Annotated in this window: 25 protein-coding genes and 3 pseudogenes; 13 read left to right on the top strand and 15 right to left on the bottom strand. The window is 70.5% G+C overall.

The window, feature by feature from the left end:
- The first annotated feature begins 49 nt into the window (after window positions 1-49).
- Together J4N02_RS16670 and J4N02_RS16665 are read left to right on the top strand one after the other, a co-directional pair.
- The gene (locus tag J4N02_RS16670; protein WP_243760952.1) at window positions 50-211 is read left to right on the top strand and encodes a hypothetical protein; all 162 of its coding nucleotides are present in this window, start codon (window positions 50-52) and stop codon (window positions 209-211) included.
- Window positions 151-486, top strand: coding sequence for a YceI family protein (locus J4N02_RS16665; RefSeq protein ID WP_243760939.1), 336 nt, complete (start codon window positions 151-153; stop codon window positions 484-486). Before J4N02_RS16670 ends, J4N02_RS16665 begins: the two co-directional genes overlap by 61 nt.
- A gap of 171 nt (window positions 487-657) precedes the next feature.
- Here the strand turns inward: J4N02_RS16665 and J4N02_RS00775 are convergent, their stop codons facing one another.
- Window positions 658-2,016 carry a GntP family permease gene (locus tag J4N02_RS00775; RefSeq protein WP_188333751.1) on the bottom strand — a complete coding sequence of 453 codons (1,359 nt, stop codon included), beginning with the start codon at window positions 2,014-2,016 and terminating at the stop codon, window positions 658-660.
- A gap of 87 nt (window positions 2,017-2,103) precedes the next feature.
- On the opposite strand from J4N02_RS00775, the gene J4N02_RS00770 reads away from it, so the two are divergent.
- On the top strand, window positions 2,104-3,708 hold the full coding sequence (locus tag J4N02_RS00770; RefSeq protein WP_208091058.1) for a sensor histidine kinase: 1,605 nt from the start codon (window positions 2,104-2,106) through the stop codon (window positions 3,706-3,708).
- Window positions 3,701-4,384, top strand: coding sequence for a response regulator (locus J4N02_RS00765; protein ID WP_182817432.1), 684 nt, complete (start codon window positions 3,701-3,703; stop codon window positions 4,382-4,384). Before J4N02_RS00770 ends, J4N02_RS00765 begins: the two co-directional genes overlap by 8 nt.
- Window positions 4,385-4,451: 67 nt before the next feature.
- Here the strand turns inward: J4N02_RS00765 and J4N02_RS16660 are convergent, their stop codons facing one another.
- The 9 genes from J4N02_RS16660 to J4N02_RS00725 form a co-directional block, all read right to left on the bottom strand.
- Window positions 4,452-4,838 carry an alpha-glucosidase C-terminal domain-containing protein gene (locus J4N02_RS16660; RefSeq protein ID WP_223202466.1) on the bottom strand — a complete coding sequence of 129 codons (387 nt, stop codon included), beginning with the start codon at window positions 4,836-4,838 and terminating at the stop codon, window positions 4,452-4,454.
- Window positions 4,807-6,147, bottom strand: coding sequence for an alpha-amylase family protein (locus tag J4N02_RS00760; RefSeq protein ID WP_223202467.1), 1,341 nt, complete (start codon window positions 6,145-6,147; stop codon window positions 4,807-4,809). The genes J4N02_RS16660 and J4N02_RS00760 overlap by 32 nt, the downstream gene beginning before the upstream one ends.
- Window positions 6,148-6,202: 55 nt before the next feature.
- Window positions 6,203-7,162, bottom strand: coding sequence for a TIGR03885 family FMN-dependent LLM class oxidoreductase (locus tag J4N02_RS00755; RefSeq protein ID WP_188333752.1), 960 nt, complete (start codon window positions 7,160-7,162; stop codon window positions 6,203-6,205).
- A gap of 139 nt (window positions 7,163-7,301) precedes the next feature.
- Entirely contained in the window at window positions 7,302-7,571 is a 270-nt protein-coding gene (locus J4N02_RS00750; RefSeq protein WP_188333753.1) for a hypothetical protein, read from the bottom strand.
- A gap of 131 nt (window positions 7,572-7,702) precedes the next feature.
- Complete coding sequence (locus J4N02_RS00745; protein WP_188333754.1) at window positions 7,703-8,653, bottom strand: hypothetical protein; 951 nt, start codon at window positions 8,651-8,653, stop codon at window positions 7,703-7,705.
- Between the two features lie 79 nt (window positions 8,654-8,732).
- Window positions 8,733-9,947, bottom strand: coding sequence for an NAD(P)/FAD-dependent oxidoreductase (locus J4N02_RS00740; RefSeq protein ID WP_188333755.1), 1,215 nt, complete (start codon window positions 9,945-9,947; stop codon window positions 8,733-8,735).
- Between the two features lie 31 nt (window positions 9,948-9,978).
- Window positions 9,979-10,467 (bottom strand): two-component system response regulator, encoded by a 489-nt coding sequence (locus J4N02_RS00735; protein ID WP_188333756.1) that lies wholly within the window; start codon window positions 10,465-10,467, stop codon window positions 9,979-9,981.
- Complete coding sequence (locus J4N02_RS00730; protein ID WP_188333757.1) at window positions 10,464-12,335, bottom strand: ATP-binding protein; 1,872 nt, start codon at window positions 12,333-12,335, stop codon at window positions 10,464-10,466. The genes J4N02_RS00735 and J4N02_RS00730 overlap by 4 nt, the downstream gene beginning before the upstream one ends.
- A complete protein-coding gene (locus J4N02_RS00725) occupies window positions 12,332-13,765 on the bottom strand; it encodes a DASS family sodium-coupled anion symporter (RefSeq protein WP_188333758.1) in 1,434 nt (477 codons plus the stop codon). Before J4N02_RS00725 ends, J4N02_RS00730 begins: the two co-directional genes overlap by 4 nt.
- Window positions 13,766-13,893: 128 nt before the next feature.
- On the opposite strand from J4N02_RS00725, the gene J4N02_RS00720 reads away from it, so the two are divergent.
- Entirely contained in the window at window positions 13,894-14,334 is a 441-nt protein-coding gene (locus J4N02_RS00720; protein WP_208091057.1) for an excisionase family DNA-binding protein, read from the top strand.
- Between the two features lie 41 nt (window positions 14,335-14,375).
- A complete protein-coding gene (locus J4N02_RS16655) occupies window positions 14,376-14,981 on the top strand; it encodes a PIN domain-containing protein (protein ID WP_220492199.1) in 606 nt (201 codons plus the stop codon).
- A 236-nt stretch (window positions 14,982-15,217) separates the two neighbouring features.
- Here the strand turns inward: J4N02_RS16655 and J4N02_RS16650 are convergent.
- A pseudogene (locus tag J4N02_RS16650) lies at window positions 15,218-15,817 on the bottom strand (endo alpha-1,4 polygalactosaminidase); the annotation flags it as partial.
- Between the two features lie 118 nt (window positions 15,818-15,935).
- On the opposite strand from J4N02_RS16650, the gene J4N02_RS00710 reads away from it, so the two are divergent.
- From J4N02_RS00710 to lgt, 3 genes are all read left to right on the top strand, one after another.
- Window positions 15,936-17,273, top strand: a complete 1,338-nt coding sequence (locus J4N02_RS00710; protein WP_188333759.1) for an MFS transporter — start codon at window positions 15,936-15,938, stop codon at window positions 17,271-17,273.
- Window positions 17,270-18,208, top strand: coding sequence for an alpha/beta hydrolase (locus tag J4N02_RS00705; RefSeq protein WP_188333760.1), 939 nt, complete (start codon window positions 17,270-17,272; stop codon window positions 18,206-18,208). The genes J4N02_RS00710 and J4N02_RS00705 overlap by 4 nt, the downstream gene beginning before the upstream one ends.
- Window positions 18,209-18,285: 77 nt before the next feature.
- Window positions 18,286-19,239 carry a prolipoprotein diacylglyceryl transferase gene (gene lgt / locus J4N02_RS00700; RefSeq protein WP_243760834.1) on the top strand — a complete coding sequence of 318 codons (954 nt, stop codon included), beginning with the start codon at window positions 18,286-18,288 and terminating at the stop codon, window positions 19,237-19,239.
- Window positions 19,240-19,292: 53 nt separating this feature from the next.
- On the opposite strand, the pseudogene J4N02_RS17260 reads toward lgt, so the two are convergent.
- Window positions 19,293-19,604, bottom strand: a pseudogene (locus J4N02_RS17260) (Pr6Pr family membrane protein); the annotation flags it as partial.
- A gap of 91 nt (window positions 19,605-19,695) precedes the next feature.
- Here J4N02_RS17260 and J4N02_RS00695 point away from each other — a divergent pair.
- Window positions 19,696-19,968 (top strand): hypothetical protein, encoded by a 273-nt coding sequence (locus J4N02_RS00695; protein WP_182817414.1) that lies wholly within the window; start codon window positions 19,696-19,698, stop codon window positions 19,966-19,968.
- Window positions 19,969-19,974: 6 nt separating this feature from the next.
- Here the strand turns inward: J4N02_RS00695 and J4N02_RS00690 are convergent, their stop codons facing one another.
- From J4N02_RS00690 to J4N02_RS00680, 3 genes and pseudogenes are all read right to left on the bottom strand, one after another.
- On the bottom strand, window positions 19,975-20,118 hold the full coding sequence (locus J4N02_RS00690; protein WP_182817412.1) for a hypothetical protein: 144 nt from the start codon (window positions 20,116-20,118) through the stop codon (window positions 19,975-19,977).
- Between the two features lie 81 nt (window positions 20,119-20,199).
- Window positions 20,200-21,057: pseudogene (locus J4N02_RS00685) on the bottom strand (NAD(P)/FAD-dependent oxidoreductase); the annotation flags it as partial.
- A gap of 43 nt (window positions 21,058-21,100) precedes the next feature.
- Window positions 21,101-21,229: an NAD(P)-binding protein gene (locus J4N02_RS00680; protein WP_208091055.1), complete on the bottom strand. Its 129-nt coding sequence runs from the start codon at window positions 21,227-21,229 to the stop codon at window positions 21,101-21,103.
- Between the two features lie 110 nt (window positions 21,230-21,339).
- Here J4N02_RS00680 and J4N02_RS00675 point away from each other — a divergent pair, with 110 nt between their 5' ends.
- The 3 genes from J4N02_RS00675 to J4N02_RS00665 all read left to right on the top strand — a co-directional run bounded on the left by J4N02_RS00675 (window position 21,340) and on the right by J4N02_RS00665 (window position 24,177).
- Entirely contained in the window at window positions 21,340-21,873 is a 534-nt protein-coding gene (locus J4N02_RS00675) for a PadR family transcriptional regulator (protein ID WP_223202468.1), read from the top strand.
- Between the two features lie 32 nt (window positions 21,874-21,905).
- Entirely contained in the window at window positions 21,906-23,594 is a 1,689-nt protein-coding gene (locus J4N02_RS00670) for an AarF/ABC1/UbiB kinase family protein (protein WP_188333761.1), read from the top strand.
- Between the two features lie 100 nt (window positions 23,595-23,694).
- Entirely contained in the window at window positions 23,695-24,177 is a 483-nt protein-coding gene (locus J4N02_RS00665) for a glutathione peroxidase (RefSeq protein WP_188333762.1), read from the top strand.
- Window positions 24,178-24,199 lie beyond the last annotated feature (22 nt).

Genomic DNA, 24,199 nt, shown 5'->3' with positions numbered 1-24,199 from the left:
AGCAATCAGGTGGGCCCGAGGAGGGTTCGCCCGGCACCAAGGAGAACCCATGACCGCGCTCACCGACTTCAACGGCACCTATGTCCTCGACACCGCCCACACCGAGATCGGCTTCACCGCCCGCCACGCGATGTCACCCGCCCCGTCGTCATCGACTTCGAGTTCGAGGGCTCCGCGCTCGACCCGTTCGGCAACCAGCGCGTGGGCCTGAGCGGCAAGGTCGACGTCAACCGCAAGGACTTCGGCCTCGTCTGGAACGCCGCCCTCGAGACCGGTGGCGTCCTCGTCTCCGAGAACGTCACGCTGACCTTCGAGGTCTCCGCCATCAAGCAGGCGGACGCCGAGGCCCCGGCCGAGTCGGTGGTCGAGTCCACCGAGTCCGAGGTCGTCGCCGAGCCGGTCGTCGCCGAGCCCGACGTCGAGGCGTCCGAGAAGGGTGGCCTGGTGGGCTGGGTGAAGAACCTCTTCGCCACCAGCAACCGCTGAGCCCGAACCGCCGCGGCGGAGCGTGAGGCACGACCACAGCCCGTCTTCCGAACGCCGACAGCCCGCCCTCATCGCGAGGGCGGGCTGTCGGCAGTTTGAGCACAGGCTCTCGGCGCAGGGAGCACAGGCTCTCGGCACAGGGAGCACAGGCTCTCGGCGCAGGAGGGGCGCCTACCCCAGGGCGGGCGCCACCAGGGCGGCGGCCATCACCAGCGGCAGCGAGACAAGGGACGCGATGGTGGTCACGGTGGTCATCGACTTCAGGGCTCCGGAGGTGGTCAGGCCCAGAAGGGCCTTGAACATCCAGAAGAAGTTGGAGTTCACCTGCAGGGCGAACAGCGCGCCCGAAGCGATCGCCAACGCAAGGATGACCGGCGCCACGTCCAGCTGTCCGGCGATCGGGGCGATGATGCCCGCGGCGGTGATGGCGGCGACCGACACCGAGCCGATGGCCAGGTGCAGCAGGGCCGCGATGAACCACGCCAGCAGGATCGACAGGATCACGGGGGCGCCGGTGTCCACCGAGAACAGCCCGCCGAGCAGGTCCGCCAGGCCGGTGCCCTTGATGACCGCGCCGAGCGAGCCGCCGACGCCGGTCACGAGGAGGATCTCACCGGTGGTCTTGAGCCCGTCGCCGAACGCGTCGGCGGTGGCCTCGGTGCCGACGAAGCGGCGCGCCATCACGTAGGCCCCGAGCAGGCCGAGGAACAGGGCCACGTTGGCGTCCCCGAAGAAGGCGATGACGTCGTTGGTGAAGCCGGCCAGTTCGGCGAACACGCCGAAGGCGATCATCAGCAGCGGCACGATGATCGGCGCGAGCGCCAGCGCGAGGCTCGGACGCCGGCCCGACTCCCCGGCCACCAGCTCGGCGGCCTCGACCTCCTCGAGGGCCTCGGAGGTCTCCTCATCGCGGGCGGGATTCCACCAGCCGAAGTTGAGCATGCGGCGGAAGATCCACACGGTCAGGGTGGCGGTGATGATGCCGATGACGATGCCGAAGATCATGTAGGTGCCCAGCGGGACCGACAGCAGGCCCGCGGTCGAGATGGCCGACAGGCCGGGCACGACGAACACGTAGCCACAGAAGATGCCGGTGCCGAGCGCGCCGGCGAGCCAGGCCAGGCCGTGGCGCTCGATGAACTTCGACGACGAGCGGGCGACCGGCGCGGCCAGCACGACCTGCACGTCGACGTAGATCGAGGGGGCGATGGTGGTCAGGGCGAGGGCCAGGGCATAGGGCAGCTTGTTGGCCGGGACGACGCGCACCAGCGCCTCGACCATCACCTTGAACGCGCCCATCCGGTGCAGCAGCGCGCCCATGAGCACGCCGAAGCCGATCAGCAGGCCGATCTTGGCCATGATGTCGCCGAAGCCGGACGTAACGGCCTCGATGGTGGCCACGAACCCCATCCCCGACGCGAGGCCGAGGTAGAGCGCGCCGAGCACCAGCGCGATGATCGGGTCCACCTTGACCTTGATGATGAGGAAGATGATCGCGACGATCGCGATCGCTGTGTGCAGGGCAATCATTGTCCGTACTCCTTGGGTCGGCCACCGCTGTGTGGCTGCGCAACAGCGTGCGACGCCGCCCCGGGCAAGGGCATCCTTGTGTTCATAGTGTTCAGAGGACCCCGCAGCGTCGCCTCGCACGTCCTGATCGTGCTGGGCGCCGTCGTCGCGCTCGTGGTCGCCGTCGCGCTGGTCACGGCCTACGTCCAGGCGACCCGCCTCGTCGAGGACGCCGCCGCCACCCGCGTCACCGACATCGCCCGGGCCATCGCCTCGACCGACGACGTGCGCGAGGGGCTCGCCTCGCCCGACCCGGCGTCCGAACTGCGCGACTTCATCGAGCGCGAACGGCAGGCCACGCAGACCGACTTCATCGTGGTGATGTCGCCCGACGGCATCCGTTACACGCACCCCAACCCCGACCTGATCGGGCAGCACTTCCTCGGCACCATCGCCGACGCGCAGGCCGGCGGCACCGTGATCGAGCAGTACACCGGCACGCTCGGCCCCTCGACGCGTGCGGTGGTGCCGGTGTTGGTCGACAACGAGGTCAAGGGTCTGGTGTCGGTCGGCATCCACCAGTCGCGGGTGGGCGAGCAGCTGACGCGCACGCTGCCGCAGGCGCTGCTGCCGGGCCTGGCCGCCGCGGGCGTCGCGACGCTGGGCGCCGCGGTGGTCGGCCAGCGGGTGCGCCGCCAGACCCTCGGACTCAACGCGACCGAGCTGCGCCGCCTGCACGACCACCACGAGGCGGTGCTGCACGCGGTCCGCGAGGGGCTGGTCATCACCGACGAGAAGGGGCGCGTCCAGGTCGTCAACGACGAGGCCCGCCGCCTGCTCGACCTGCCCCCGGACGCCGTGGGCCGCGAGGCGTCCGACCTCGGCCTGGCCCCCGACCTGGCCGCGCTGCTGGCCGGGCGCGAGCAGCACGTCGACGTGCCACACGCGAGCGGTGGACGGGTGCTGCTGGTGAGCTCCGACGTGGTGCAGCGGCAGGGGCGCGCGGTCGCGACCCTCACCACCCTGCGCGACCGCACCGAGCTCGAGGCGCTCACCGGACGCCTCAACACCACCCAGTCCCTCGCCGACGCCCTCCACGCGCAGGCGCACGAGGCCGCGAACCGGCTGCACACCGTCGTCACGCTCATCGAGCTCGGACGCCCCGACGACGCCGTCGCCTTCGCCACCGACGAGCTGCGCGCCAGCCAGCGGCACGGGGAGGCGATCGCCGCCGCCCTCGAGGACCCCGCCGTCGCCGCGCTGGTGATCGGCAAGTCCTCGCAGGCGGCCGAGCGGGGCGCCACCCTCGACGTCGACCCGGACGCCCACCTCCCCGCCGGCCTCCTGCCGTCGGGCGCGGTGGTGACGATCCTCGGCAACCTCATCGACAACGCCTTGGACGCCGTGGCGGGCCAGCCGGGCGGGTCCGAGAAGGCGGTGCTGGTGGACGCCCAGGCCTCCGACAGCGTCGTGACGCTGACGGTCGCCGACACCGGGCCGGGGTTGCCGGCCCCGGACCGGGAGCGGGCGTTCGAGCGCGGGACGACGTCGAAGCCCGCGTCGGGACCGGCGGGGCGCGGCATCGGGCTGGCCCTCGTGCGGCAGGCCGTCGACCTGCTGGGCGGACGGATCGAGGTGTCCGAACCACCGGGAGCGACGTTCACCGTGACGCTGCCGGTGGCCGTCGCGTCGGAAGGGGGCGGCGATGGCTGACCTGCGCGTGCTCGTCGTCGACGACGAACCCGAGGTGGCCGCGGGGCACGCGGCCTACCTACGGCGGGTGCCGGGGTTCGAGCTGGTGGGCACGGCCGGGACGGTCCAGACCGCAGTCTCCGTCCTCACCCGCCAAGCGGTCGACCTGGTGCTGCTCGACCTGAACCTGCCCGACGGGCACGGGCTGGACGTGGTGCGGGGCATCCGGGCGGCGGGGCGTCCGATCGACATCCTGGCCATCACGGCGGCCCGCGAGGTCGAGCACGTGCGGTCGGCGCTCGCGCTGGGGGTGGTCGGGTACCTGCTGAAGCCGTTCACGTTCGCCGACCTGCGCGAGCGGCTGGAGGCGTACCGGCGCTTCCGGGAGGGGTTGGCCGGGGCGACCTCTGCGAGCCAGGCCACGGTCGACGCGATGTTCGGCGAGCTCCGCCGACCCACCACGTCGGGAACCTCGCCCAAGGGGCTCGCCCGTGACGTCCTGGAGGCGGTAATCGGAGCGCTGACCGACGTCCAGCCGGCCGCGCTGTCGGCGTCCGAGGTCGCCGACGCGGTCGGCACCTCGCGCGTGACCGCGCGCCGGTACCTGCAGTACCTCGCCGACGAGGGACGCGTGGCCCGCGCCCAGCGCCTCGGCGGTTCCGGACGCCCCGAGGTCACCTTCGCCTGGCGCCGCTGACCCGCCGAAAGCCCGCCTTCCGGCCGCCGACAGCCGGACGCCCGGGGACCGCCCTGCCTGGAGGGAATCAGTGCAGGCGGCGGTCCCCGGGCAGGAGGAGGCGCAGCCAGTGGTGGCCGTACCCCGGAACGGTGACGGTGAGGCGTCCGCCCTTCTCAACCTCGCACTCGTCGTCGGCGAAGAGGTCGATCACGCGGGTCCCCTCCTCGACGTCGGGCAGCTCGACGGTGATCTCGGTCGCGTCGGGCCCCAGGTTGTGTACCAGCACCGACGAGGCCACTCCCCCGCCGAACTGCGACCACGTGCACCGGTGGGCCAGCACCGAAGGCGCGTCATGAGACAAGACCTCGAAGTCGCCCATCCCGACCTCGGGGCACTCGCGGTAGCGCCGGGCGAGCTGGCCGACGAAAGCCAGCAGCGAGTCAGGGTCCGACCGCTGGTCCTCGGCGTTCACGTGCTCGGGAGCGTAGGCCCCGGACGGCGGCGAGCAGGGCAGGCGCGAGGGGGCGGCCTCCGAGAACCCGCCGTTGCGACCGGGGGTCCACTGCATGGGCGTCCGCACGGCCAGGCGTCCCGGGCACGTCGAGGTTCTCGCCCATCCCGATCTCCTCGCCGTAGAACAGCACCGGCGTGCCGGGCAGGGAGAACATCAGCGAGTAGACCATCTTGATCCGGCGCGGGTCGCCGTCGAGCATCGGGGGCAGCCGCCGGCGCAGGCCGCGGTCGAACAGCTGCATGTCGGGGTCGGGGCCGAACGCCTCGAACACCTCGGCCCGCTCCGATTCGGTGAGCTTGTCCAGCGTCAGCTCGTCGTGGTTGCGCACGAAGTTGGCGAACTGGTTGTGCCGCGCCAGCTTCGGCCGCTTCTTCAACATCTTCTCCATGGGCGCCGCCGACCCGCGCGCCAGGGCGAGGTACATGCGCTGCATGAGCTCGAAGTCGAACATCATGGTGAGCTCGTCGCCCTCGTCGCCGCCGAAGAACTTCACCTGCTCGTCGTAGGTGACGTTCACCTCGCCGAGGAAGATCGCGTCCCCGCGGCGGCGTCCCATGAACGCCCGCAGCTCGCGCAGGTACTCGTGGGGGTCGCCGTACTCGGCGGTCCACTTCTCGTCGATGCCGACGGTCTCGATGAAGAACGGCACGGCGTCCACACGGAACCCGTCAACGCCCAGCTGCAGCCAGAACCCGATGATCTTGGCGACCTCGGCCTGCACAGCCGGGTTGGCGATGTTGAGGTCGGGCTGCTCGGCGTAGAAGTTGTGCAGGTACCACTCGCCGGTCTTGTCGTCGAGGGTCCAGATGGAGTCCTCGGCGTCGGGGAACACCACCTTGTCGGAGGTGTCCGGCGGCTCGGTGTCCCGCCACACGTACCAGTCGCGGTACGGGTTGTCCTTGCTCGAGCGCGACGCCTTCAACCACGGGTGCTTGTGCGAGGTGTGGTTGACGACGAGGTCCCCGATGACGCGCATGCCGCGGTCCTTGGCGGTGCGGACCAGCTCGACGAAGTCGCCGTGCGTGCCCAGCCTGGGGTCGACGCCGTAGTAGTCGGTGATGTCGTAGCCGTCGTCGCGGTTGTCGGTCGGGTAGAACGGCATCAGCCACAGGCACGTCACGCCGAGTTCGGCGAGGTAGTCGATGCGCTGGGCCAGCCCGGTGATGTCGCCGGTGCCGTCGCCGTCGGCGTCGAAGAACTTCTGGATGTCCAGGCAGTACACGACGGCGGACTTCCACCACAGGTCGGAGGTCTCGGTCTTCAGCATGCTTCTCCTGGTCGTCGGTTGGTCAGGTGATCACGGTGGCCAGTGGTCGGCGGGCTCAGCTGGTCAGTTGCGGCAGCACGGACGCCCCGGCGGCTTCCAGCCACGGCTTCTGTTCCTGCCCCACGTGGTGCAGGTAGACGGCGTCGAACCCCAGCGAGGCGAGGTCGTGGATGCGCTCGGCGAGCTGCCCGAGGTCGGAGGAGATGACCACCGAGCGGTGCACCTGCTCGGGCGTGATGCCCTCGCGGCTCACGGCGTCGAAGGCGGGCACGGTGAGGTCCCAGCAGGCGGGCGGCGCGAACACGTTCGAGCGCCACTGGTCGTAGGCGATCGCGTACGCCTCGTCGTCGGTCGGCGCCCACGACACGTGCACCTGCAGCACCTTGTGGTCGGCGCCGCCGGCGTCGTCCCAGCGCGCGAGCATCCCGCGCAGCACGGCCGGGTCCTGGTTGATGGTGGCCAGCCCGTCGGCCCAGGACGCCCCGCGCACCGCAGTGTCGACGCTGATGGCCGGCGCGATCAGCTTCGGACGCGGATCCGCGATCTCCCACAGCTTCGCCTCGTGCACGGTGACCAGGCCGTCGTGGGAGACGGTCTCGCCATCGAGCAGCCGCCCGATGACGTCGACGCACTCCTCGAGCCGCGCCTGCCGCACCTCCTTGCGCGGCCACGCGTCGCCGGTGACGTGCTCGTTGGCGTTCTCGCCCGAGCCGAGCGCCGTCCAGAACCGTCCGGGGAACATCTGCCCCAGCGTCGCGATCGCATGGGCGACGACCACGGGGTGGTAGCGCTGCCCGGGTGCGGTCACGGTGCCGAACGAGAGGTTCGTGGACGCCAGCGCCGCACCCAGCCACGGCCACGCCATGCCCGAGTGCCCCTGCCGCTCGGACCAGGGTTCGAGGTGGTCCGAACACATGGCCGCGGTGAAGCCGACCTCCTCGGCCAGCACCACGTCAGCGAGCAGCTGACGCGGCGAGATCTGTTCGTGTGACGCGTGGAACCCGTAGGTCGTCATTCACCGTGTCTACCAGACGATGAGCCATTGACAAGCCCCGATGTGGTGGCGCCCCCCGCCGGCGGGCGTCACGAACCCGCGTAGGGGGCGCCACCGACCCAGGGTCGCGCACCCCCACGCGCGACGCCGCGAGACAGGCTCAGTCGCGCGCCGCCTCGACGAACTCGCGGTACGCGCGCCGGATCACCTGGGCGACCTGCTCGAGGGTGGCATCGGTGGCGAACGCCCCGAAGCGACCCGCACGCAGGAAGAGGTTCTCGCCGACGAGCACCAGCTCGGGGTCGACGGGGTCGGCCCAGCCGACGGTACCGAAGTCGCCGATGTCCACCGACTCCGTGACCTCGAGGTACAACTCCGCACCACGTCGCTCGACCGAAACCGGGAGCGCCGTCAGGCCGTTCACTGACATGTGTCCTCCTCCACCCCGGCACGACCATAAGCAGTGGGACTGACAACCAGCGGCCCATCACGGAGCAACTGTCCGGAAACTGTCCGGATGCGGGGAACAGGCCGAGCAGGGAGCCCCGACGGCCAGACCGATCAGGCCGGCTTCGGCTCCAGCTGATCCCAGGCGATGCCGTAGGCCAGGCCCACGCGGGGCGTGAAGTCGCAGGTCACCCGCCCCACGGCCGGCTTCGCATCGCGCGGCACCGGCATGGTGCCGACCGGGCCGAGGTCGGTGGGCAGCACGCCGTCGAGCACCCAGTAGGACGTGCCGGGGAAGGAATCCCCGAAGTCCACCTCGACCCGCGCGTGCGGGGTCTCGCGCAGGGGCGCCAGCACGACGTAGGGCTGCAACGCCGACGCGCGCGGCACGCGGATCCGGATCACGGTGTCGACCGCCTCGCCGGGCCCCAGGTCGCGCGGCAGTTCGAGGCCGAGCCGCCAGCCGGTGGGTCCGGTGCGCTCGACCTGCAGGATCGTGAACCCGAGCAGCGCCTCGAAGGTGGGCTCCTCGTCGCCGGGCAGGATCCCGGGGATCGTGAACATGAGCGACGCGTACTTCGGCTGCGCGGTCAGGGCGAGCACCTCGTGGCGCAGGGACATCACGGCGTCGTCCCGCAGCACGAGGCTGGCGTCGAGGCCGAGCCACTGCCAGCCCTGGGCGTCCCACCACTCGTTGGCACTGCTGCGCTGGTGCAGGATCGCGTCCGCGACCAGCGCCTCGGCCTCCCGCAGGCGGCGGCGGACGACGCGCACCGAGCGATCCAGGCCCTCCGCGGCGCGCTCCATCCGGTCCTCGAGCCGCGGGAGGTCGACGTCCAGGCCGACGGCCGTCCGGAACAGCTCACGCAGGTCGCGCGGCAGGGCCTGGGTGTGCAGGGCCAGGAGCCGGGCGAGTGCGACCCGCAGTTCGGCGTCCGAGTGCTGCGGTGTGGCACCCAGCGCCTCGAGCAGGGCGGGGCCCAACCACCCGCGGACGCCCGCGCGCCGCAGCCCCCGCCCGTGGTGAAGGGCCTTGAGATCGCTCAACAACCCTTCACGGTCCATGGGGAGCATTCTCCACCACGCGCGGCCCCGCAGGGCCGCTTGGCCACGGGCGCGCGTGGCCAAGCGTGGAGTGCGTGGTTCAGTCGGCCAGGTGCTCCTCGAGCGGGACGCCGGGGTCGGCCAGGCGTCCACGGTCGACGACCTGCTCCACGATCTTGCGCAGCGGACCGGCCAGCCGCGGCTCGTTGACCTGCATGGCCGCGGTCACGGTGTCGCCGGCGAGCCAGTAGGCCGAGAAGTGGTCGTCGTCGAGGCTGCCGCGCACGACGAGCTCGTCGTCGCGCCCGCCGCGGCCGAGGTACTCCATGGCCACGTCGTACTGGTCGGAGTAGAAGTACGGCTGCCAGTCGTACACGTCGTCGCGGTCGAGCAGCACCACGGCGGCCAGGCGTCCCTGGCGACGGGCGTTGTCCCAGTGCTCGACGCGCAGCGGGTGCCCGAGCGCGGTGTTGTGGGCGTTCGCGATGTCGCCGACGGCGTACACGTGCGGGTCATCGGTGCGCAGGTGCTCATCGACCCGGACGCCGTTGTCCACCCTCAGCCCCGCTGCCGCGGCCAGGTCGGTGTTGGGGATCGCGCCGACGCCTACGAGCACGACGTCGGCCGGGACCACCTCACCGTCGTCGAGCCGCACGCCGGTGACCCGTCCGGACCCCTCGAACCCCGCCGCCCCGACGCCGGTGCGCAGGTCGACCCCGTGCCCGCGGTGCAGCCGGGCGAACCAGCCGGCGATGTCGGCGCCGAGCACGTTCAGCAGCGGCAGCTCGAAGTGCTCGAGCACGGTGACGGAGCAGTCGGCCTCGATCGCGGCCGAGGCGACCTCGAGCCCGATCCAGCCGCCGCCGACGATGACCAGCTTCGTGCCGGGGGTCAGGGCGTCGAGCAGGGCGAGGGTGTCCTCGAACTTGCGCAGGGTGAGGATGCCGTCGAGGTCGGCGCCCGGCAGGTCGAGCCGGCGCGCGGTCGAGCCGGTGGCGAGCACGAGCGCGTCGTAGTCCAGCACCGCCCCGGACGCCAGCGTGACCGTCCGCGCCTCACGGTCGATCGCGGTCGCGGCGTCCCCGAAGTGGGTCTCGACGTCCTTCTCCTCGTAGAAGCCCGCCTTGGCGAGGTAGAGGTCCTTGGGCTCGGCGTCCCCCAGCAGCACGGCCTTGGAGAGGCCCGGCCGGTCGTAGGGGCGGTGCTTCTCGTCGCCCACGAGCACCAGGCGCCCGGTGTAGCCCTCCTTGCGGAGGTTCTCCACGACCTTGTGGGCGGCCAGTCCGGCGCCCACCACGACCACGTTCTCGACCATCGCCCGATTCTACAACCAGTGTGTAGAAATGTCAGCGGTCGCCGAGGCGGCGGCGGACGAGGTCCATCGCGCGCACCGGGTCGAGGGCGGCCAGGTGCGGCATGGGGTCCAGCCCGGTCGCCTCGACGACGTCGGTCAACAGCTTGCGCACCACGGCGTCCAGCTCGGCGACCGACCACGGCTTGGCGATGTAGTAGTCGAGCCCGGCGAGGTTGACCGCCTTGATGGTGTCGGCCTGGTCGGCCTGGCCGGTGACGAGCACGGTCGCGATGTACGCGGTGTCAGGGTCGGCGGCGAGCTCGCACAGGAAGTCGACGCCGGTCGTCCCGGGCAGGCGGTGGTCGGCGAGCACGAGCGCCAGCACGTCACCCTCGGCCTCGATCTGGGCCACCACCTCGCGGGCGTCGGCCACGTCCTGGGCGGGCTCGATGCGCACCGTGCGCGCCAGGGGTTCGAGGTCACGCTCCAGGGCGGCACGGACGTCGGGCTCGTCCTCGAGCACCAGGATCGCCAGCTTCATCGTTCCTCCTCCATCGCGGGCAGGCGCACCTCGAAGACCGTGCGGCCCGGGCGCGACTCCAGCCCGATCGTGCCGCTGTGGTCGTGGACGATCGTGTGGGCGATGCCCAGCCCCAGGCCGAGTCCGAACCGGACCACCCCGTGCTTGGTCGTGAACCGCGGCTCGAAGACGTGCGGCTGCAGCTCCTCGGGCACGCCGGGGCCGTTGTCCTCCACCCGCACGCGCACCCACGTGACCTTGCGGTCATCGGTCACCGTGTCGAGGCGGATCTTGACGGTCCCGCTGTCGCCCAGGGCGTCCACGGCGTTGGTGACCAGGTTGGTCCAGACCTGGACGAGGTCGGCCGGCGTGCCGAGCACCAGGGGCAGGCCGGGCTTGGCCTTGACGCTGACGGTGACGTCGGTGAGCCGGTGGCCGAGCAGCAGCAGCGCCGAGCGGACGGTCTCGTGCACGTCGACGGGGACCCGCTGCGCTCCGTCCAAGCCGTCGGGGCGGGCGTGCTGGCGCAGGCCGGCGACCAGCGAGGCGATGTGGGACGCCGCGACCTCCAGCGCCTGCAGCGAGGCCCCGATGCCGGCGGCCCGTTCGACGCGGTCCACGCCCGCGGCGTCCCGGCCCTTGACGAGCTTGCGGGCATGCTCGGGGTCGGTGACGCCGGCGGCGACGAGCCGGCGGGCGAGGACCGGGTCCTTGACGACGGCCAGCACCTCCTTGCGGGCGGCGCGCTCGGCGCGGGCGTCCAGCTGGATGCCCCCGCGGGCCTGTTCGAGGACGCCGCGGGTCACCGGGTCGTCCCCCAGCAGCTGGGGCAGGTCGTCGGCGAGGTGCTCGGCGCTGCGGGTGAGGGCGGCGACGGGGTTGTTGAGCTCGTGGGCGATGCCGGCGGCGAGCTCGCCGAGGGTGGCCATGCGCGCCTGGGCGACGAGGTCGGCGCGGGCCTGGCGGAGTTCGGTCAGGGCGTCCTGGAGCTTGCGGTTGAGCTCGGTCTTCTGCACCCGGTCGGACTGCGCCCGCCGTAGCCGCGCCGACAGCGCCCGGAACGACAGCGTGGCCAGGATCGCGCCCACCCGCGCGCTGGAGGCGAGCGCTCGGTCGAGCTGTTCGACGGTCAGCTGGACGATCTCGCAGGGGGTCGTGGTGCGCGCGGTGACCATCGAGCCGCGGCGGTCGGTGAGCGCGAGCAGGCCGATGATCGGGCCGGTGGAGGCGTGGTTGAGGGTGACGTTGCCGGTGGTGGGCGACCTGACCGTGAGGGAGACGCGCCCGGACACGACGATGTACAGCTGGTCCATGTCGAGGTCCTCGCGCGAGATGTGCACCCCGGCGGGGAGGTGGATGCGCGGGCGCGGGCCGAGCGCCTCCTCGAGCGCCTCGAGCAGCTCGTGGGTCGCCGCCTCCAGCGGCATGCGCAGCTCGCGGAGCAGGTCGCTGCCGACCGGGGGCGGCTCGGGCACGGGCTCGCCCTGCGGGTGCAGGCGCAGCCACCGGGACACCTCGGCCCGGGTGTAGCGGGCCAGGACCCCGGGCGTCCACGGGTTGGCGACGACGCCGGCGACGTCGCGGCGGTCGAGTGCGCGGCTGATGTCGTCGAGGTAGGGGCGGTCGGTGACGAGCAGGATGCGCGGGTCGGGGCTGGCCGGGTGCGCGATGACCGACTCGATGAGGTCGTCGACGTTGTCGTCGTCGCCGGGCACGAGCACGACGAGGGCGACGGCGGTGGCGCCGGCGCCCGGTCCGCCCCAGTCGGCGAGGTTCTGGGTGCGCTTGAAGGAATGGACGACGGCGGTCTCGCCGATGTCGTCGGTGATCTCGCGGACGGCGGCCTGCGCGCGCTCCCCCTCGCCGATGACGAGCACGGTGGTGATCATCCGGTCACCCCCAGCAGCACCCACAGGTGCGGCAGCACGAGCCCCAGCAGCAGGACGCCGGTGATGCCGACCAGCGCCCCCATGGCCGCGAGGTCGCCGGTCTTCACGGTGCCGGTGGCGTAGGCGATGGCGTTCGGCGGGGTCGAGACCGGCAGCATCATGCCCATGCTGGACGCCGCGGCGAGCAGGATGCCCACGGTCACGACGTCCTGCCCGATGGAGACCGCCAGGGCCAGCCCGATCGGGATGATCAGGTTGGCCGTGGCCGTGTTGGACAGCACGTTGCCCAGCGCCCACGTGATCGTGGCCAGGGCGAGCAGCAGCAGGACGCCGGGGACGGCCGTCCAGTCGACGAGGCCGACCAGCCACTCGTCCAGGCCGCTGGCGACCACGCCGCCGCCCAGGGCGATGCCGCCGGCGACGAGCCACAGCACCGGCCACTGCAGGGCGCGGAGGTCGTCGCCGGTCATCACCTTGCTGCCGAGCAGGATGACCACGGCGAGGAACGCCGCCCCGCTGGCCGGGATGCCGTGGAAGGGCTCGGTGAACCACAGCAGGATCGTGAGCGCCGAGGCCGCGTAGTAGACCTTCGCCGACAGGCGGGTGTCGAAGTCGCGCTCGAGGGTGAACTCCAGCGCCAGCTCCTTGGGCACGTACCGGATCACCAGGTACAGCCACCCGATCGCCAGCAGCACGATGATGAGCGGCCACATCGCGAGCATCCAGCCGACGAACGAGATCGACTCCCCGCGGGCGGCGACCGCGGCGACGCCGATGGCGTTGGGCGGCGAGGCGACGGGCGTCCCGAGGCCACCGACGTTGGACGCCAGCGGGATCGACAGCGCGAACCCGGCCCGCGCCTTCTCGTGGGGCAACGCGTACAGGACGGGCAGCAGCACCGCGAACATCGTCGCCGCGGTGGCGGTGTTCGACATGAACTGGCCCAGCACCGCGGTGAGCAGCATGAGCGCCAGCAGCGCGGTGCGGGCGTTGTCCTTGAACGGGGTCAGCACGAGGCTGGCGAGGTTGCGGTCGAGGCGGTACTTGGCCGCCCCATCGGCGATGAGGAAGCCGCCCAGGAAGAGGATGACCACCGGGTCGGCGAGCGCCGAGTAGAAGTGCCGCGCGGTGCCGGCGGGCTCGGCCAGCGGCACGAGCGCCTGGTCGGAGATCATCAGCACCTGCAGCAGGATGATCAGCGCCGCGGTCGCGAACAGCGGGATCGCCTCGGTGACGAACAGCACCAGCGCGACGAGGAAGATCGACAGCATCCGCTCGCCGACGTCGTCGAGGTCGGGCACGTCGACCAGCAGCGGCACCCAGAACAGGGCGAATGCCACGAGCAGCCCGATCGCGTTGAGGCGGGTGAGCTCCAGACGTTCCAGCGACGCCCGGGGCGGTCGCTTCGTCGTCGTGGTGGTCGGGCCCATCGCCTCACCGTATCCGAGGCCGAGGTGGGCAGGGCGGGCGTCAGGGGATAGGCCCCAGCATCCCTTCCCGAACAGATACAACTGGAACTATTTACAGATACAAGTGAAAGGTGTGTATCGTGGGTCGCATGGCGACAACGATGGCACCCCCCGAACGCAGCCGTGTGATCGCAACCGAACGTGAGGTATCACAGGCTCGCGACGTGCTCGCGCAGTTGGAGGGTCCACAGGGCACCTTGGTCGTCGAGCGCGCCGGGGAAGCCGCGAGCACGATGCCCCCCGAGGTCGGACGTATTCTCCAGCAGGTGCTGGACGCCATGGCTCGCGGTGGCACCATCACGGTCACCTCGGTTCCGAAGGAACTGACTCCTGCGGGCGCGGCCGAGATCCTGGGCATCTCTCGACCCACGCTGATGAAGATGGTCAAGGAAGGACACATCGCCTCGCACCGCGTCGGCACCCACCATCGGCTGAAGTCCGAGGATGTGTTCGCCGAACTGAAGGCGCGACGCGCACGCGAACGCGCGGCATTCGCCGCGTTGTTGGAGGCGGAGGGCGACGACGACTGAGCCTCCGACAACCGGCTGAGTGTCGCCGCTAGGCTCAGCGCATGCCCGCCCCGGGAACCATGGTTGTCTTTGTCGACGCGAACGTCTGGTACTCACGGACGCTTCGAGACTGGGTGGGAAGGTTGTACACGCTTCCCGAGACACCGCCGTTCGAGGTGCGGTGGACGGAAGACGTCATGGCAGAGGTGCTCTACTCGCTTCGACGCAAGCATCCCGCCTGGGATGGTGGACGGATCACGCGGATCCGAGACCTACTCCAGTCGACCTTCGAGGTGGGACGTGTCGAGAGCTTCCCCATGGACGAGCGCTACCAGGGCAAAGATCCACTCGACGCCCATGTGCACGCCGCAGCGGTAGCCTGCGGGGCGGGGATCCTCCTCACGTGCAACGTCTCCGATTTTGTCTGGGACGAGGACACCGCCCCGTACGACGTGCTCCATCCAGATGCGTTCCTGACGCTCTTGGACGACTCCGCACCGGAACTCATCAGGGCGGCGACGCTGAGCATGAACCAGTACTGGTTCTCCAAGACCGGAAGCGCCAATCTGCCCGCCCGACTCAAGAAGGCAGGGTGCCCTGAGTTTGCGGAACGTGTCCGGCGCCACACGCAGGGCCAGGAGCACGCATTGCTCAAGACGACTGACTGACCCCCATTGCAGAGCGGCAGGTGGCCCCGTACCGTCTCAGGATGAGTGCCACCAACCATGAGATTCGTGAGCGGGCCGCACGAGAGGCCTTCGAGAAGCTGGGCCGAGCCCGAGCGAGAAGGCGAGGGTGGCCGTGCACTGCAGCGAGGGCCATCACCTGGGGTCGGTCTACGACACGCGTAGAGGCCACATTCGTCGTACGCGGCGCAGGATTCGACGATCGCGAAGTCAAAGCCGATCTCGACGCCGAGGAACTCCGCGGCGTTCTTCTGGGCGATCGCGAGGCCCCTTTGGTGGGCAGCGTCCACGTACTCCCGCGCGAGCGCGATCGCTCCGTCACGATCGATCCGAGCGAAGCGCGTCCAGGTGTCGAGGTTGTCGATCTCGACGGCGTCATACCCGGCCTCACGGCACGCATCGACGAGGGGCACGACGGCGCCAAGGATGACCTCGCGCTGTTCGCGGGTCGAGGGATCGAGGACGTACTCGTCCGGCCAATCCGGGTCGATCAAGGGACGCCCGGCGGAGTCGAGGAGGAGCGCATCCGCCCGCTCGCCGAGCCACACGGCCTCGTCTCCGGGTTGGGTCTGGAAGCCGTTGATGTAGCAGACGTTGTAGGCGCCGACGAGCGGCTCTTCCGTCGAATCTCGGACCACGATGTCGATCCGACTCTCGCCGTCCGGGGTGGAGATCCGGCCGTATGCCCCGCCCAGTTGGTAGTCGAAGACGCCGTGCGTTGGAGGGTACTCGACGCCCGTATCGCCGTCCCCGCCGCACCCACTCACGCCGATCGCGAGCGCAACGAGCGCCAGTCTGCGTGCCGCGCGAGAAGTCATACGTCACGATAACCTCCACCCGCGGAACCCTCGCCCAAGCGGCGATTCCCGCCGGCTCCCGCGACACACGAAAACTCAATACGACACTCGTCAGAAGTTTCCTCACGCGCGTGCCAAGATGAGACGTCGCGTCGATCCGCACGCTCAAGAAGAGCCGGGCGATCGGGCGGCGCCCTCACCCGCCGTCGAACGCGACGACCTTCTGAAAGGGCTCGGAATGCCTGACGTCTCCACCTCCCATTCGGCCCCGGCCCACCCCTACGCCGATCTGGGAACCACCAAGAAAGTCCTCTTGGTCGCCACCACGTTCACCAGTTACATGCTCTTCGCGGTCGCGTGGAACTGGGGCGACATGTACGTCACGAGCCTCGGGTTCTCCGCTTCGCGGACCGCCGTGATGACGAACGCCATCACGCTCGCCCAGGTGGTGGGATCGATCGTGGCCGCCAACGTGATCGTGCAGCTCGGTACGCGCAAGGCGTACACACTGGCCGGTGCCCTCATCGTCTTCGGCGGTCTGGTCTCGCTCACGCAGGCGTTTCCGCTTGTCTTCTTCATCCGGTTCGTCATGGGCCTCGGCGGCGCGCTGATGGTCGTGATGGGGTCCGCGATCGCCGCGAAGGTACTGACGGGGCGCGATCTCCAGATCGCGAACGGCATCGGCTCGGTGGCATTCAACACGGGCCTCGCCGTGGCCATCACCTTTGGCGTGCGTTTCAGCGGGCGTCCGACGATCGCCGTCGTCATCGCCGCGACGCTGTCCATCATCCTTCTCGTCACCTGGCTTGTGGTCTCGAAGCTGGTCCTGAAGCCCGAGCAGGCTCAAGAGGCCGCGGTGGATCACTCCTACACGATGGCGGACGGCTTCAAGGAGTGGTTCAACTGGGTGTTCGCGCTCGCCTACACCGGCCTGCTGTCCTACTACATCGTGGCGTTCACGTTCATGGACCCCTCGACGATCCGCTGGGTCATCTACGCGGGAATCGTCGGGGCCCTGTCCGGTACCGTGGTCTCCGCCCGCGTGGAGGACCGCCTCAAGCCGGTGATCGTCGTCTGGAGCGCCCTCGCGCAGGTGATCGCGGCGGCGAGCGTCCTGGCGCTCGCGGGCCACCGCCTCGAGGTGCTCATCGGCGTGATTCTTGGCTTCGTGATCTTCTTCCCGATGCCCTTCTTCGTGCAGACGGCGTTCATCCGCCCCGGCGTCACGCCCCGCCAAATCGCCGTGACGTTCTCCATCTTCTGGGCCGTCAGCTACGCGGGATCGGTGTTCATCATCCAGATCTTCGCGTGGATCGCGGACGCGACCGGTGGGCTCATTCCCGGCTCGAACGTGCCGGTCTCCGTGGCGCCGATGATCTTCATCGTCATCGCCGAGGCGTCGTTCCTGATCGGCACCTTCTTCATCTGGCGCTGGTTCAAAGCGCAGAACGCGTTCTCCGAGGAGATTACGGCATGAGCCTCCACCCCGCCTTTCGCGCGTATCTCGACGAGCTGAACCCGCTGGTGGACCAGGCGGCCGCCTCCGGATTCGTCCCCACCCCCGAGTCCGCGCGGGCCGCGCTCGCGGGCCTGAACCAGTTCGCGGCCGCACCAATCGAAGTCGCCGACGTGTCCGATCGCGAGATCGACGGCGTTCCCGTGCGCGTGTACGTGCCCACCCCCGGAGTCCCGAGCGACGTCGTCTACTTCATCCACGGCGGTGGCCACATGGCCGGGGACCTCGACGTCTACGACTTCCAGTGCCGCCGCGTGGCTGCGGCAACCCGCATGGTGGTCGTCTCGGTGGACTATGTGCGCGCACCCGAGGCCCCGTACCCTTGCGGCCTCGAAGAGGCGTACCGCGTCCTTCGCGCGCTCCCGACGGCGTTGGGTGACGTCGCGACCACCGGCCGCATCCACGCCGTGGCGGACTCGGGCGGCGGCGCGAAACTCGCCTCGATCGCCCAGCGGGTTGCCCGCGGCGAGTGGGAGTCCCCCATCGACCGCCAGGTGCTGATCTACCCGAGCCTCGACTACACGATGAGCGGCCCCTCGATGGAGAGGCTCGGGCGGGGTTACTTCCTGTCCGCGGAGCGCGTCGCGTGGTATTTCGACAACTATTTCCCGGAGGGGACGGACCGCGCGGCCGCCTCGCCCGCCCTGGGACCGTTCGACGCGGCGATGCCCGAGACCCTCGTCATCGCCGCCGAGTACGATCCTCTCCTGTCCGAGGCCGAGACGTACGTGGAACGGGCGGCCGGGGCCGGAGCTCCCGTTCGCCTCCTCATCGCCAGCGGAATGATCCACGCCTTCGCCTTCTTCGAGACGATGATTCCCGAAGACATCGAGAGGCTTTACTCGGTCATCACCGGGTACCTGCGCGAAGGAGAGGCGCCCGCGGACTGGGCGTGACGCCGTCGGGCTCATGATGGTGGGCGCGGTGCGCTCCGCCATGCTTCGGGTGGCCGTCGCGTGCGAGACCAAACGACGTGAGCCCTTTCGCCCTGCAGTTCCCCGACATCGACCCGGTGGCCATCACCGTGTTCGGACGCCCGATCTATTGGTACGCCATCATGTACCTCCTCGCGTTCGCGATCGCGTACGTGCTGATGCGGCGCCGGCTTCACCACGAGCCCTACCGCTCGATCACGAAGCCTTCCGCGTGGACGCCGGAGCTGATCGACGACGTCCTCTTCTACTCGATCCTCGGCGTGATCCTCGGCGGCCGGCTCGGGTACTGCTTCTTCTACAACCCGGCCTACTACCTCGCGAATCCGCTCGACATCATCCGAATCTGGGACGGCGGGATGAGCTTCCATGGTGGGGCGCTCGGCGTGATCCTCGCGCTCGCCCTCCTCGCGCGCGTCAAGGGCCGCCCATTCCTGCAGCTCGGCGACTTCCTGGTCCCCACGATCCCGCTCGGCCTCGCGGCCGGCCGGATCGGCAACTTCATCAACGGCGAGCTGTGGGGGCGCGAGGCGCCCGAGGGTCTGCCGTGGGCGATGATCTTCCCGACGGGTGGCGCGGTGGCCCGCCACCCGTCGCAGATCTACCAGGCTCTCCTCGAAGGCGTTCTGCTCTTCGTCATCCTGTGGCTCTACGCACGCGCACCCCGCCTGCGCGGCCAGGTGGCCGGCGCCTTCCTGCTCGGTTACGGCATCCTGCGCTTCATCGGCGAGTTCTTCCGCGAGCCGGACGCCCACCTGGGATTCCTCTCGCTCGGCATGAGCATGGGCCAGTGGCTCTGCGTGCCGATGGTCATCGCCGGCGTGGCGCTGCTCGTGTGGGCTCAGAGGGCCGGGATCGATGATCGCGAAGACGAGACCGACGGCGACGGGACGGCCGAGAGGACCCCCGTCGGGGAGGTTGCCGGTGCCGGTGCCGGGCCAAGCGAGGGGAGCGATGGGAGCGAGGGGAACGAGGGCAGGGCACCGTACCAATAGGGCACCCACTGATCGGTCGCCCAACGGTACTGAATCATCGCGAGCCAGAGGAGGGGGTAGGGCAACACGAGCCACAGCCTTCGCCATGGAAGCATTGGGCGATCGCCAACCAGGACCCAGTCGAGGGTCACGACGATGGGCACGACGGCGTGAAGGAGGGTACTCACCCACCCGGGCGCGGTTCCGACGCCGGGTAGAACGTTGTATCCCACGCCGACCAGGATCACGCAGGACACGGCAACGGCGCGCTGCTCGTCGAGCCATGAGGGGCGCCGCAGGCCACGGATTCCCACCACGCCGCAAGCGATGAAGATGAGCGAAGCGAGCAGGCTCGTCGAGTTCGTGAAGAATCCAAGGTAGTCCATCAGGCTCGTACGTCCCGCAAGTGCCCCTCTTCCGTACGTGTATCCAAGGACGGCGAGAACCGAGACGCCGCCGAGAAGGCGTGCCACTCCGATGCCCCGCACGGCCGTCGCGCCGGACCACGGCGCCTCTCCCGAAGCGCGCTCGGTCCTCACCTCGCGCGGGCGCGGCCGCAAGGACCTGCCCGTGAGCCGCTCCACCGGCTCCGAGGAGGGACGCGACTGGTTCTACCTGCTGGACGCCGGCGACGACCCGACGGTGCCGGACGAGCTCCAGTCCGGGTGCGCGTGTGGGCCCTACCAGCTGTCCCGGGCGTTGCTGGCCAAGCAGATCAGGCTCGGCGAGAAGCGCGTCATCGTGGAGTGAGGGGGCTCACCCCTCCTCGGTGAGGGCCAGGTCCTCGACGGCGGGTCCCTCCAGCCGGGTGCCGTCGGCGGCGAAGCGCGAGCCGTGCAGCGGGCAGTCCCACGACAGCTCGGCGTCGTTCAGCGCAGCACCCCGCCCAGGTGCGTGCACACCGCCCGGACGCGGCAGGTGCGGCCCGCGACCGTGGACACGCCCTCCGGGAGGCCGCCCGCACCGCGTCCGACGACGCCCTCACCCTCGGCGGGGGGCTCGTCGGGGACGGCGCGCAGCTCGGCCGCCACCCAGTCCTTGGCGAGCTCGGCCGCGATCTGGATGTTCGGCGCGACGGTGCCGAGGGCGGCGGCGGGGGTCGGCGTCCGGTCGCGCAGCGCCGAGGTCGGCCACCGCGTCCGCCTCGGAGTCGGAGCGCCCCACCACGTGCCCGTTCCCGCCGACCATGAGCAGCTCCTCGTCGCCGACCGGCACCGTCCGCAGCGACCGCTTGGGGTCGTCGGCGCTGAGGTACATCCCCTGCGGGATCGCACCCGGGACGCGGTGCGTGGTGGCGTACGAGCGCGAGGGCACCAGGCGGGCGGCGTGCAGGCCCCGGTCGAGGATGGGGGTGCCGGTGGCGAGCACGACCCGGTCGGCCGTGAGAGGGCCGCCGCTGGTCGTGAGCCGGACGCTGCCGTGGCCGACGTCTGCGCCGGTGACGCGGACGCCCTCGGCGACGGTCCCGCTGTGGGACCGGAGGTCGGCGAGGAGGGCGTCCAGCACGAGCAGCGGGTGGAGCTGCACCTGGTCGGGCAGGGTCAGGGCGGTGGCGGCGAAGGGCAGTTCCGCGGGGGCGGTCCAGGTGACCGGCAGCCCGGCCGTGGCGCAGGCGTCCGCCTCGGCGCGGAGCGCCTTGTCGCCCTTCTTAGTGGTGGCGTAGGTGTAGGCGTCGCGGCGCTGGTACGGGACGTCGCGGTCGTCCATGAAGCGGACGAGCCACGCCTGCCCCTCGCGCTGGGCCTCGACGTGGGCGCGGAGGAGGTCGTCACCGGCGTGGGCGGCGATGTCGGAGAGGACGGTGCCCTGCAACAGCGACAGCTTCGCGGTGGTGTTGCCGGTGGCGAGGGCACCGACCTGGCGGGCCTCGAGGACGAGGACCCTACTTGCCCGCCCGCGCGAGGAGCGCCGCCGTGGTCAGGCCGGTGATCCCCGCACCGACGACCACGACGTCGTGGTGCGTGTCGTCGAGCGGGCCCGGGTTCGGCACCGTGATCGTGTGCGTGGCCATCCAGATGCTCTGTATGGTCGATCCTCACCCCTGGCCAGGGGAGTTGTCCATGGCGCTTGCCTGCCTCGCCTAGAATGGCGACAGGTCGCGATATGTCGTTAGGAGACACCATGCACCATCGTCACGCCCATGGCCCAGGCGGCCGTGGCTTCCAGCAACTCATGGACCTGATCGGGCTCCAGGACGCTCCCCCTGCCGGCGCCGGGCGTGCCCGACGCGGCGACGTCCGGACGGCCACCCTGCTGCTCCTCACCGAGCAGCCCATGCACGGCTACCAGATCATTCGGGAGATCACGGACCGCAGCGGCGGCGCGTGGAGCCCCAGCGCGGGGTCGGTCTACCCCACGCTGCAGATGCTCGCCGATGAGGGCCTGATCGACTCGGAGCACTCCGAGGGCAAGAAGGTCTATCGCTTGACCGAGTCCGGCGCCGCGGCTGCCGCAGGCCTCGGTGGGCAGCGCGCTCCGTGGGAGGAGGCCGCCGGGACGACGTCCGACCGCACGGCCCTGCAGCAGTCGGCCGCCCGCCTGGCCCAGGCGGTGTTCCAGGTGGCCCGAACGGCCTCGGAGAGCCAGCGCGCCAGCGCGACCGAGGTCCTCGACGAGGCACGCCGGAAGCTGTACAGCCTCCTGGCCCAGGACTGACGCCACTCGCCCCCGACCGACGCGGAGCACGCATGAAGGAATCGACCCTACGCCTGCGCTACTGGCGCATCGTCCTCTTCTTCGGTCGGGTGGTCTTCGGCTTCATCGCGTGGGAGGTGGTCGGCCCCCGTCTGGGGCTCCGCCGGCTCGCGGAGCGGACGCGCGAGCAGCGCCTCCAGCGGACCGCGGCACGCTTCCGCGTGCTGGCCATCGCCCTCGGCGGGCTCATGATCAAGCTGGGCCAGTTCCTGTCGTCCCGACTGGACGTGCTCCCGCGGTCCATCACGAACGAGCTGTCGGGCCTCCAGGACGAGGTGCCCGCCGAGGAACTCGACGCTCTGCTCTCCGTCGCCACCGCCGAGCTCGGGGGTCCCCTGTCGGAGCACTTCGCCTGGTTCGACGAGGAACCGCTCGCCGCCGCGTCCCTGGGGCAGGCGCACCGTGCCCGGCTGCGCGACGCGGACGCGGACGAACTGGGGTTCCGCGATGTCGTGGTCAAGATCCAGCGGCCGCACATCCAGCAGGTGATCGAGGTCGACCTCGCCGCCCTGCGCCGGGTCGGTCGGTGGCTCACCCGCTATCGCCCCATCGCGTCGCGGGCCAACGTGCCGGGGCTCGTCGAGGAGTTCGCTCACACCTCGCTGAACGAGGTGGAGTACCTCGCCGAGGCGGCCAACGCCGAGCGGTTCGCGGAGAACTTCGCCGCCGACCCGCGCGTCAAGGTCCCGCGCATCGTGTGGGAACTCACCAGCCGTCGTGTGCTGACCATGGAGGACGTCTCGGCCATCAAGATCGCCGACCACGCCGCCATCACCGCCGCGGGGATCGATCGCGGGCAGGTCGCCACCGTGCTGGTCGAGAGCTACCTGCAACAGATCTTCCAGGACTCCTTCGTCCACCTCGACCCCCACCCCGGCAACCTGTTCGTCACGCCGATCACCGACCCCGCCCCCGGCGAGCCGGCCTGGAAGCTCACCTTCATCGACTTCGGCATGATGGGCGAGGTCCCCGAGAACCTCCGCGAGGGCCTGACCGAAGCGCTGATCTCCGTCGGCCTGCGCGACGGTGCCCGTGCCGTGCGGTCGATGGAGATCCTGAACGTGATCCTTCCCGGCGCCGACATGCACCTGATCGAGCGGGCGTCCACGGAGGTGTTCGCCCGGTTCGGCGGGATGAGCATGGACGAGTTGGTCAACGTCCCCCCCGAGGAGATGATCGAGTTCGCCCGGCAGTTCCGCGAACTGGTCTTCGAACTGCCCTTCCAGGTGCCCGAGGACATGCTGATGCTCGGCCGATCGGTGGGGATCCTGTCGGGCGTCGCGACCGGCCTGGAGCCGAGCTTCAACGTCTGGGCGGTGCTCACGCCGTACGCAGCCACACTCGTGTCCGGCGAGGGCGGGCTGTCCGTGGACCGGATCGTCAAGGAGGCGGCCGACCTCGGCCGGACCCTCCTGGCGCTGCCGGGACGGGTCGACCGCGTCCTCACCAGCGCCGAGCGGGGCGAGCTCACGGTGCGGACGCCACGGGTGGCGGCCCAGGTGGAGCGCCTCAACCGCACGGCCCGCGGGACGAACGGGGTGCTCGTGTTCGCGGCACTGCTGCTCGCGGGCGCGGTCGCGCTCGGGACGGATCCCGTGCTGGGTCGGTGGCTGATGGGGCTGTCCGCGGCGCCGCTGCTGTGGGCGATGATCGCCGGGCGCTCCCCGCGTCCGTTCCACTGAGGGCCTCGCACAGCGGAGGACGCCGCCAGGAACCGGGACGAAACTCGCGGGTTCCGGTGTTGGGGAGGAGGACAGCGCACCTCGACGACGAAGGATCAGCATGCCGACCCTGTACGACTTCACCGCCACGACCATCACCGGCCAGGAGCGGAGCTTGGCCGACTACCGCGGGAACGTCGTGCTCGTCGTGAACACCGCGTCCAAGTGCGGCCTGGCTCCCCAGTTCGCCGGGTTGGAGGAACTGTTCAAGCGGCACGCCGACGCCGGCCTCGTCGTGCTGGGGTTCCCGAGCGACCAGTTCATGAACCAGGAGTTCGGCGACGACGCGCAGATCGCCGAGCACTGCCAGCTCAACTACGGGGTCTCGTTCCCGATGTTCTCCAAGGTGGACGTCAACGGCAAGGGCGCCCACCCGGTGTTCCAGTGGCTGCGCAAGGAGACCGGCGGCCTGCTGGGCGACGCGATCAAGTGGAACTTCACCAAGTTCCTCGTCGACCGCGAGGGTCGCGTCGTGCGGCGATACGCGCCCACCGTCGAGCCCGCGCAGATCGAGGCCGACCTGGTGAAGGCGCTCGCGGGCTGACCACAGGGGAGACGCCTGAGCT

The organism is Propioniciclava sp. MC1595, assembly GCF_017569205.1.
Lineage (GTDB): Bacteria > Actinomycetota > Actinomycetes > Propionibacteriales > Propionibacteriaceae > Propioniciclava.
The sequence above is the reverse complement of the archived record's forward strand: the minus strand, read 5'-3'. Positions and strand labels throughout refer to the sequence as shown.

Coding starts and splice junctions, on each gene's coding strand:
- J4N02_RS16670 (WP_243760952.1), top strand. CDS start 50: ATGACCGCGCTCACCGACTTCAACGGCACCTATGTCCTCGACACCGCC.
- J4N02_RS00775 (WP_188333751.1), bottom strand. CDS start 2,016: ATGATTGCCCTGCACACAGCGATCGCGATCGTCGCGATCATCTTCCTC.
- J4N02_RS00765 (WP_182817432.1), top strand. CDS start 3,701: ATGGCTGACCTGCGCGTGCTCGTCGTCGACGACGAACCCGAGGTGGCC.
- J4N02_RS00760 (WP_223202467.1), bottom strand. CDS start 6,147: ATGCTGAAGACCGAGACCTCCGACCTGTGGTGGAAGTCCGCCGTCGTG.
- J4N02_RS00755 (WP_188333752.1), bottom strand. CDS start 7,162: ATGACGACCTACGGGTTCCACGCGTCACACGAACAGATCTCGCCGCGT.
- J4N02_RS00750 (WP_188333753.1), bottom strand. CDS start 7,571: ATGTCAGTGAACGGCCTGACGGCGCTCCCGGTTTCGGTCGAGCGACGT.
- J4N02_RS00745 (WP_188333754.1), bottom strand. CDS start 8,653: ATGGACCGTGAAGGGTTGTTGAGCGATCTCAAGGCCCTTCACCACGGG.
- J4N02_RS00740 (WP_188333755.1), bottom strand. CDS start 9,947: ATGGTCGAGAACGTGGTCGTGGTGGGCGCCGGACTGGCCGCCCACAAG.
- J4N02_RS00735 (WP_188333756.1), bottom strand. CDS start 10,467: ATGAAGCTGGCGATCCTGGTGCTCGAGGACGAGCCCGACGTCCGTGCC.
- J4N02_RS00730 (WP_188333757.1), bottom strand. CDS start 12,335: ATGATCACCACCGTGCTCGTCATCGGCGAGGGGGAGCGCGCGCAGGCC.
- J4N02_RS00725 (WP_188333758.1), bottom strand. CDS start 13,765: ATGGGCCCGACCACCACGACGACGAAGCGACCGCCCCGGGCGTCGCTG.
- J4N02_RS00720 (WP_208091057.1), top strand. CDS start 13,894: ATGGCGACAACGATGGCACCCCCCGAACGCAGCCGTGTGATCGCAACC.
- J4N02_RS16655 (WP_220492199.1), top strand. CDS start 14,376: ATGCCCGCCCCGGGAACCATGGTTGTCTTTGTCGACGCGAACGTCTGG.
- J4N02_RS00710 (WP_188333759.1), top strand. CDS start 15,936: ATGAGACGTCGCGTCGATCCGCACGCTCAAGAAGAGCCGGGCGATCGG.
- J4N02_RS00705 (WP_188333760.1), top strand. CDS start 17,270: ATGAGCCTCCACCCCGCCTTTCGCGCGTATCTCGACGAGCTGAACCCG.
- J4N02_RS00695 (WP_182817414.1), top strand. CDS start 19,696: ATGCCCCGCACGGCCGTCGCGCCGGACCACGGCGCCTCTCCCGAAGCG.
- J4N02_RS00680 (WP_208091055.1), bottom strand. CDS start 21,229: ATGGCCACGCACACGATCACGGTGCCGAACCCGGGCCCGCTCGACGAC.
- J4N02_RS00675 (WP_223202468.1), top strand. CDS start 21,340: ATGCACCATCGTCACGCCCATGGCCCAGGCGGCCGTGGCTTCCAGCAA.
- J4N02_RS00670 (WP_188333761.1), top strand. CDS start 21,906: ATGAAGGAATCGACCCTACGCCTGCGCTACTGGCGCATCGTCCTCTTC.
- J4N02_RS00665 (WP_188333762.1), top strand. CDS start 23,695: ATGCCGACCCTGTACGACTTCACCGCCACGACCATCACCGGCCAGGAG.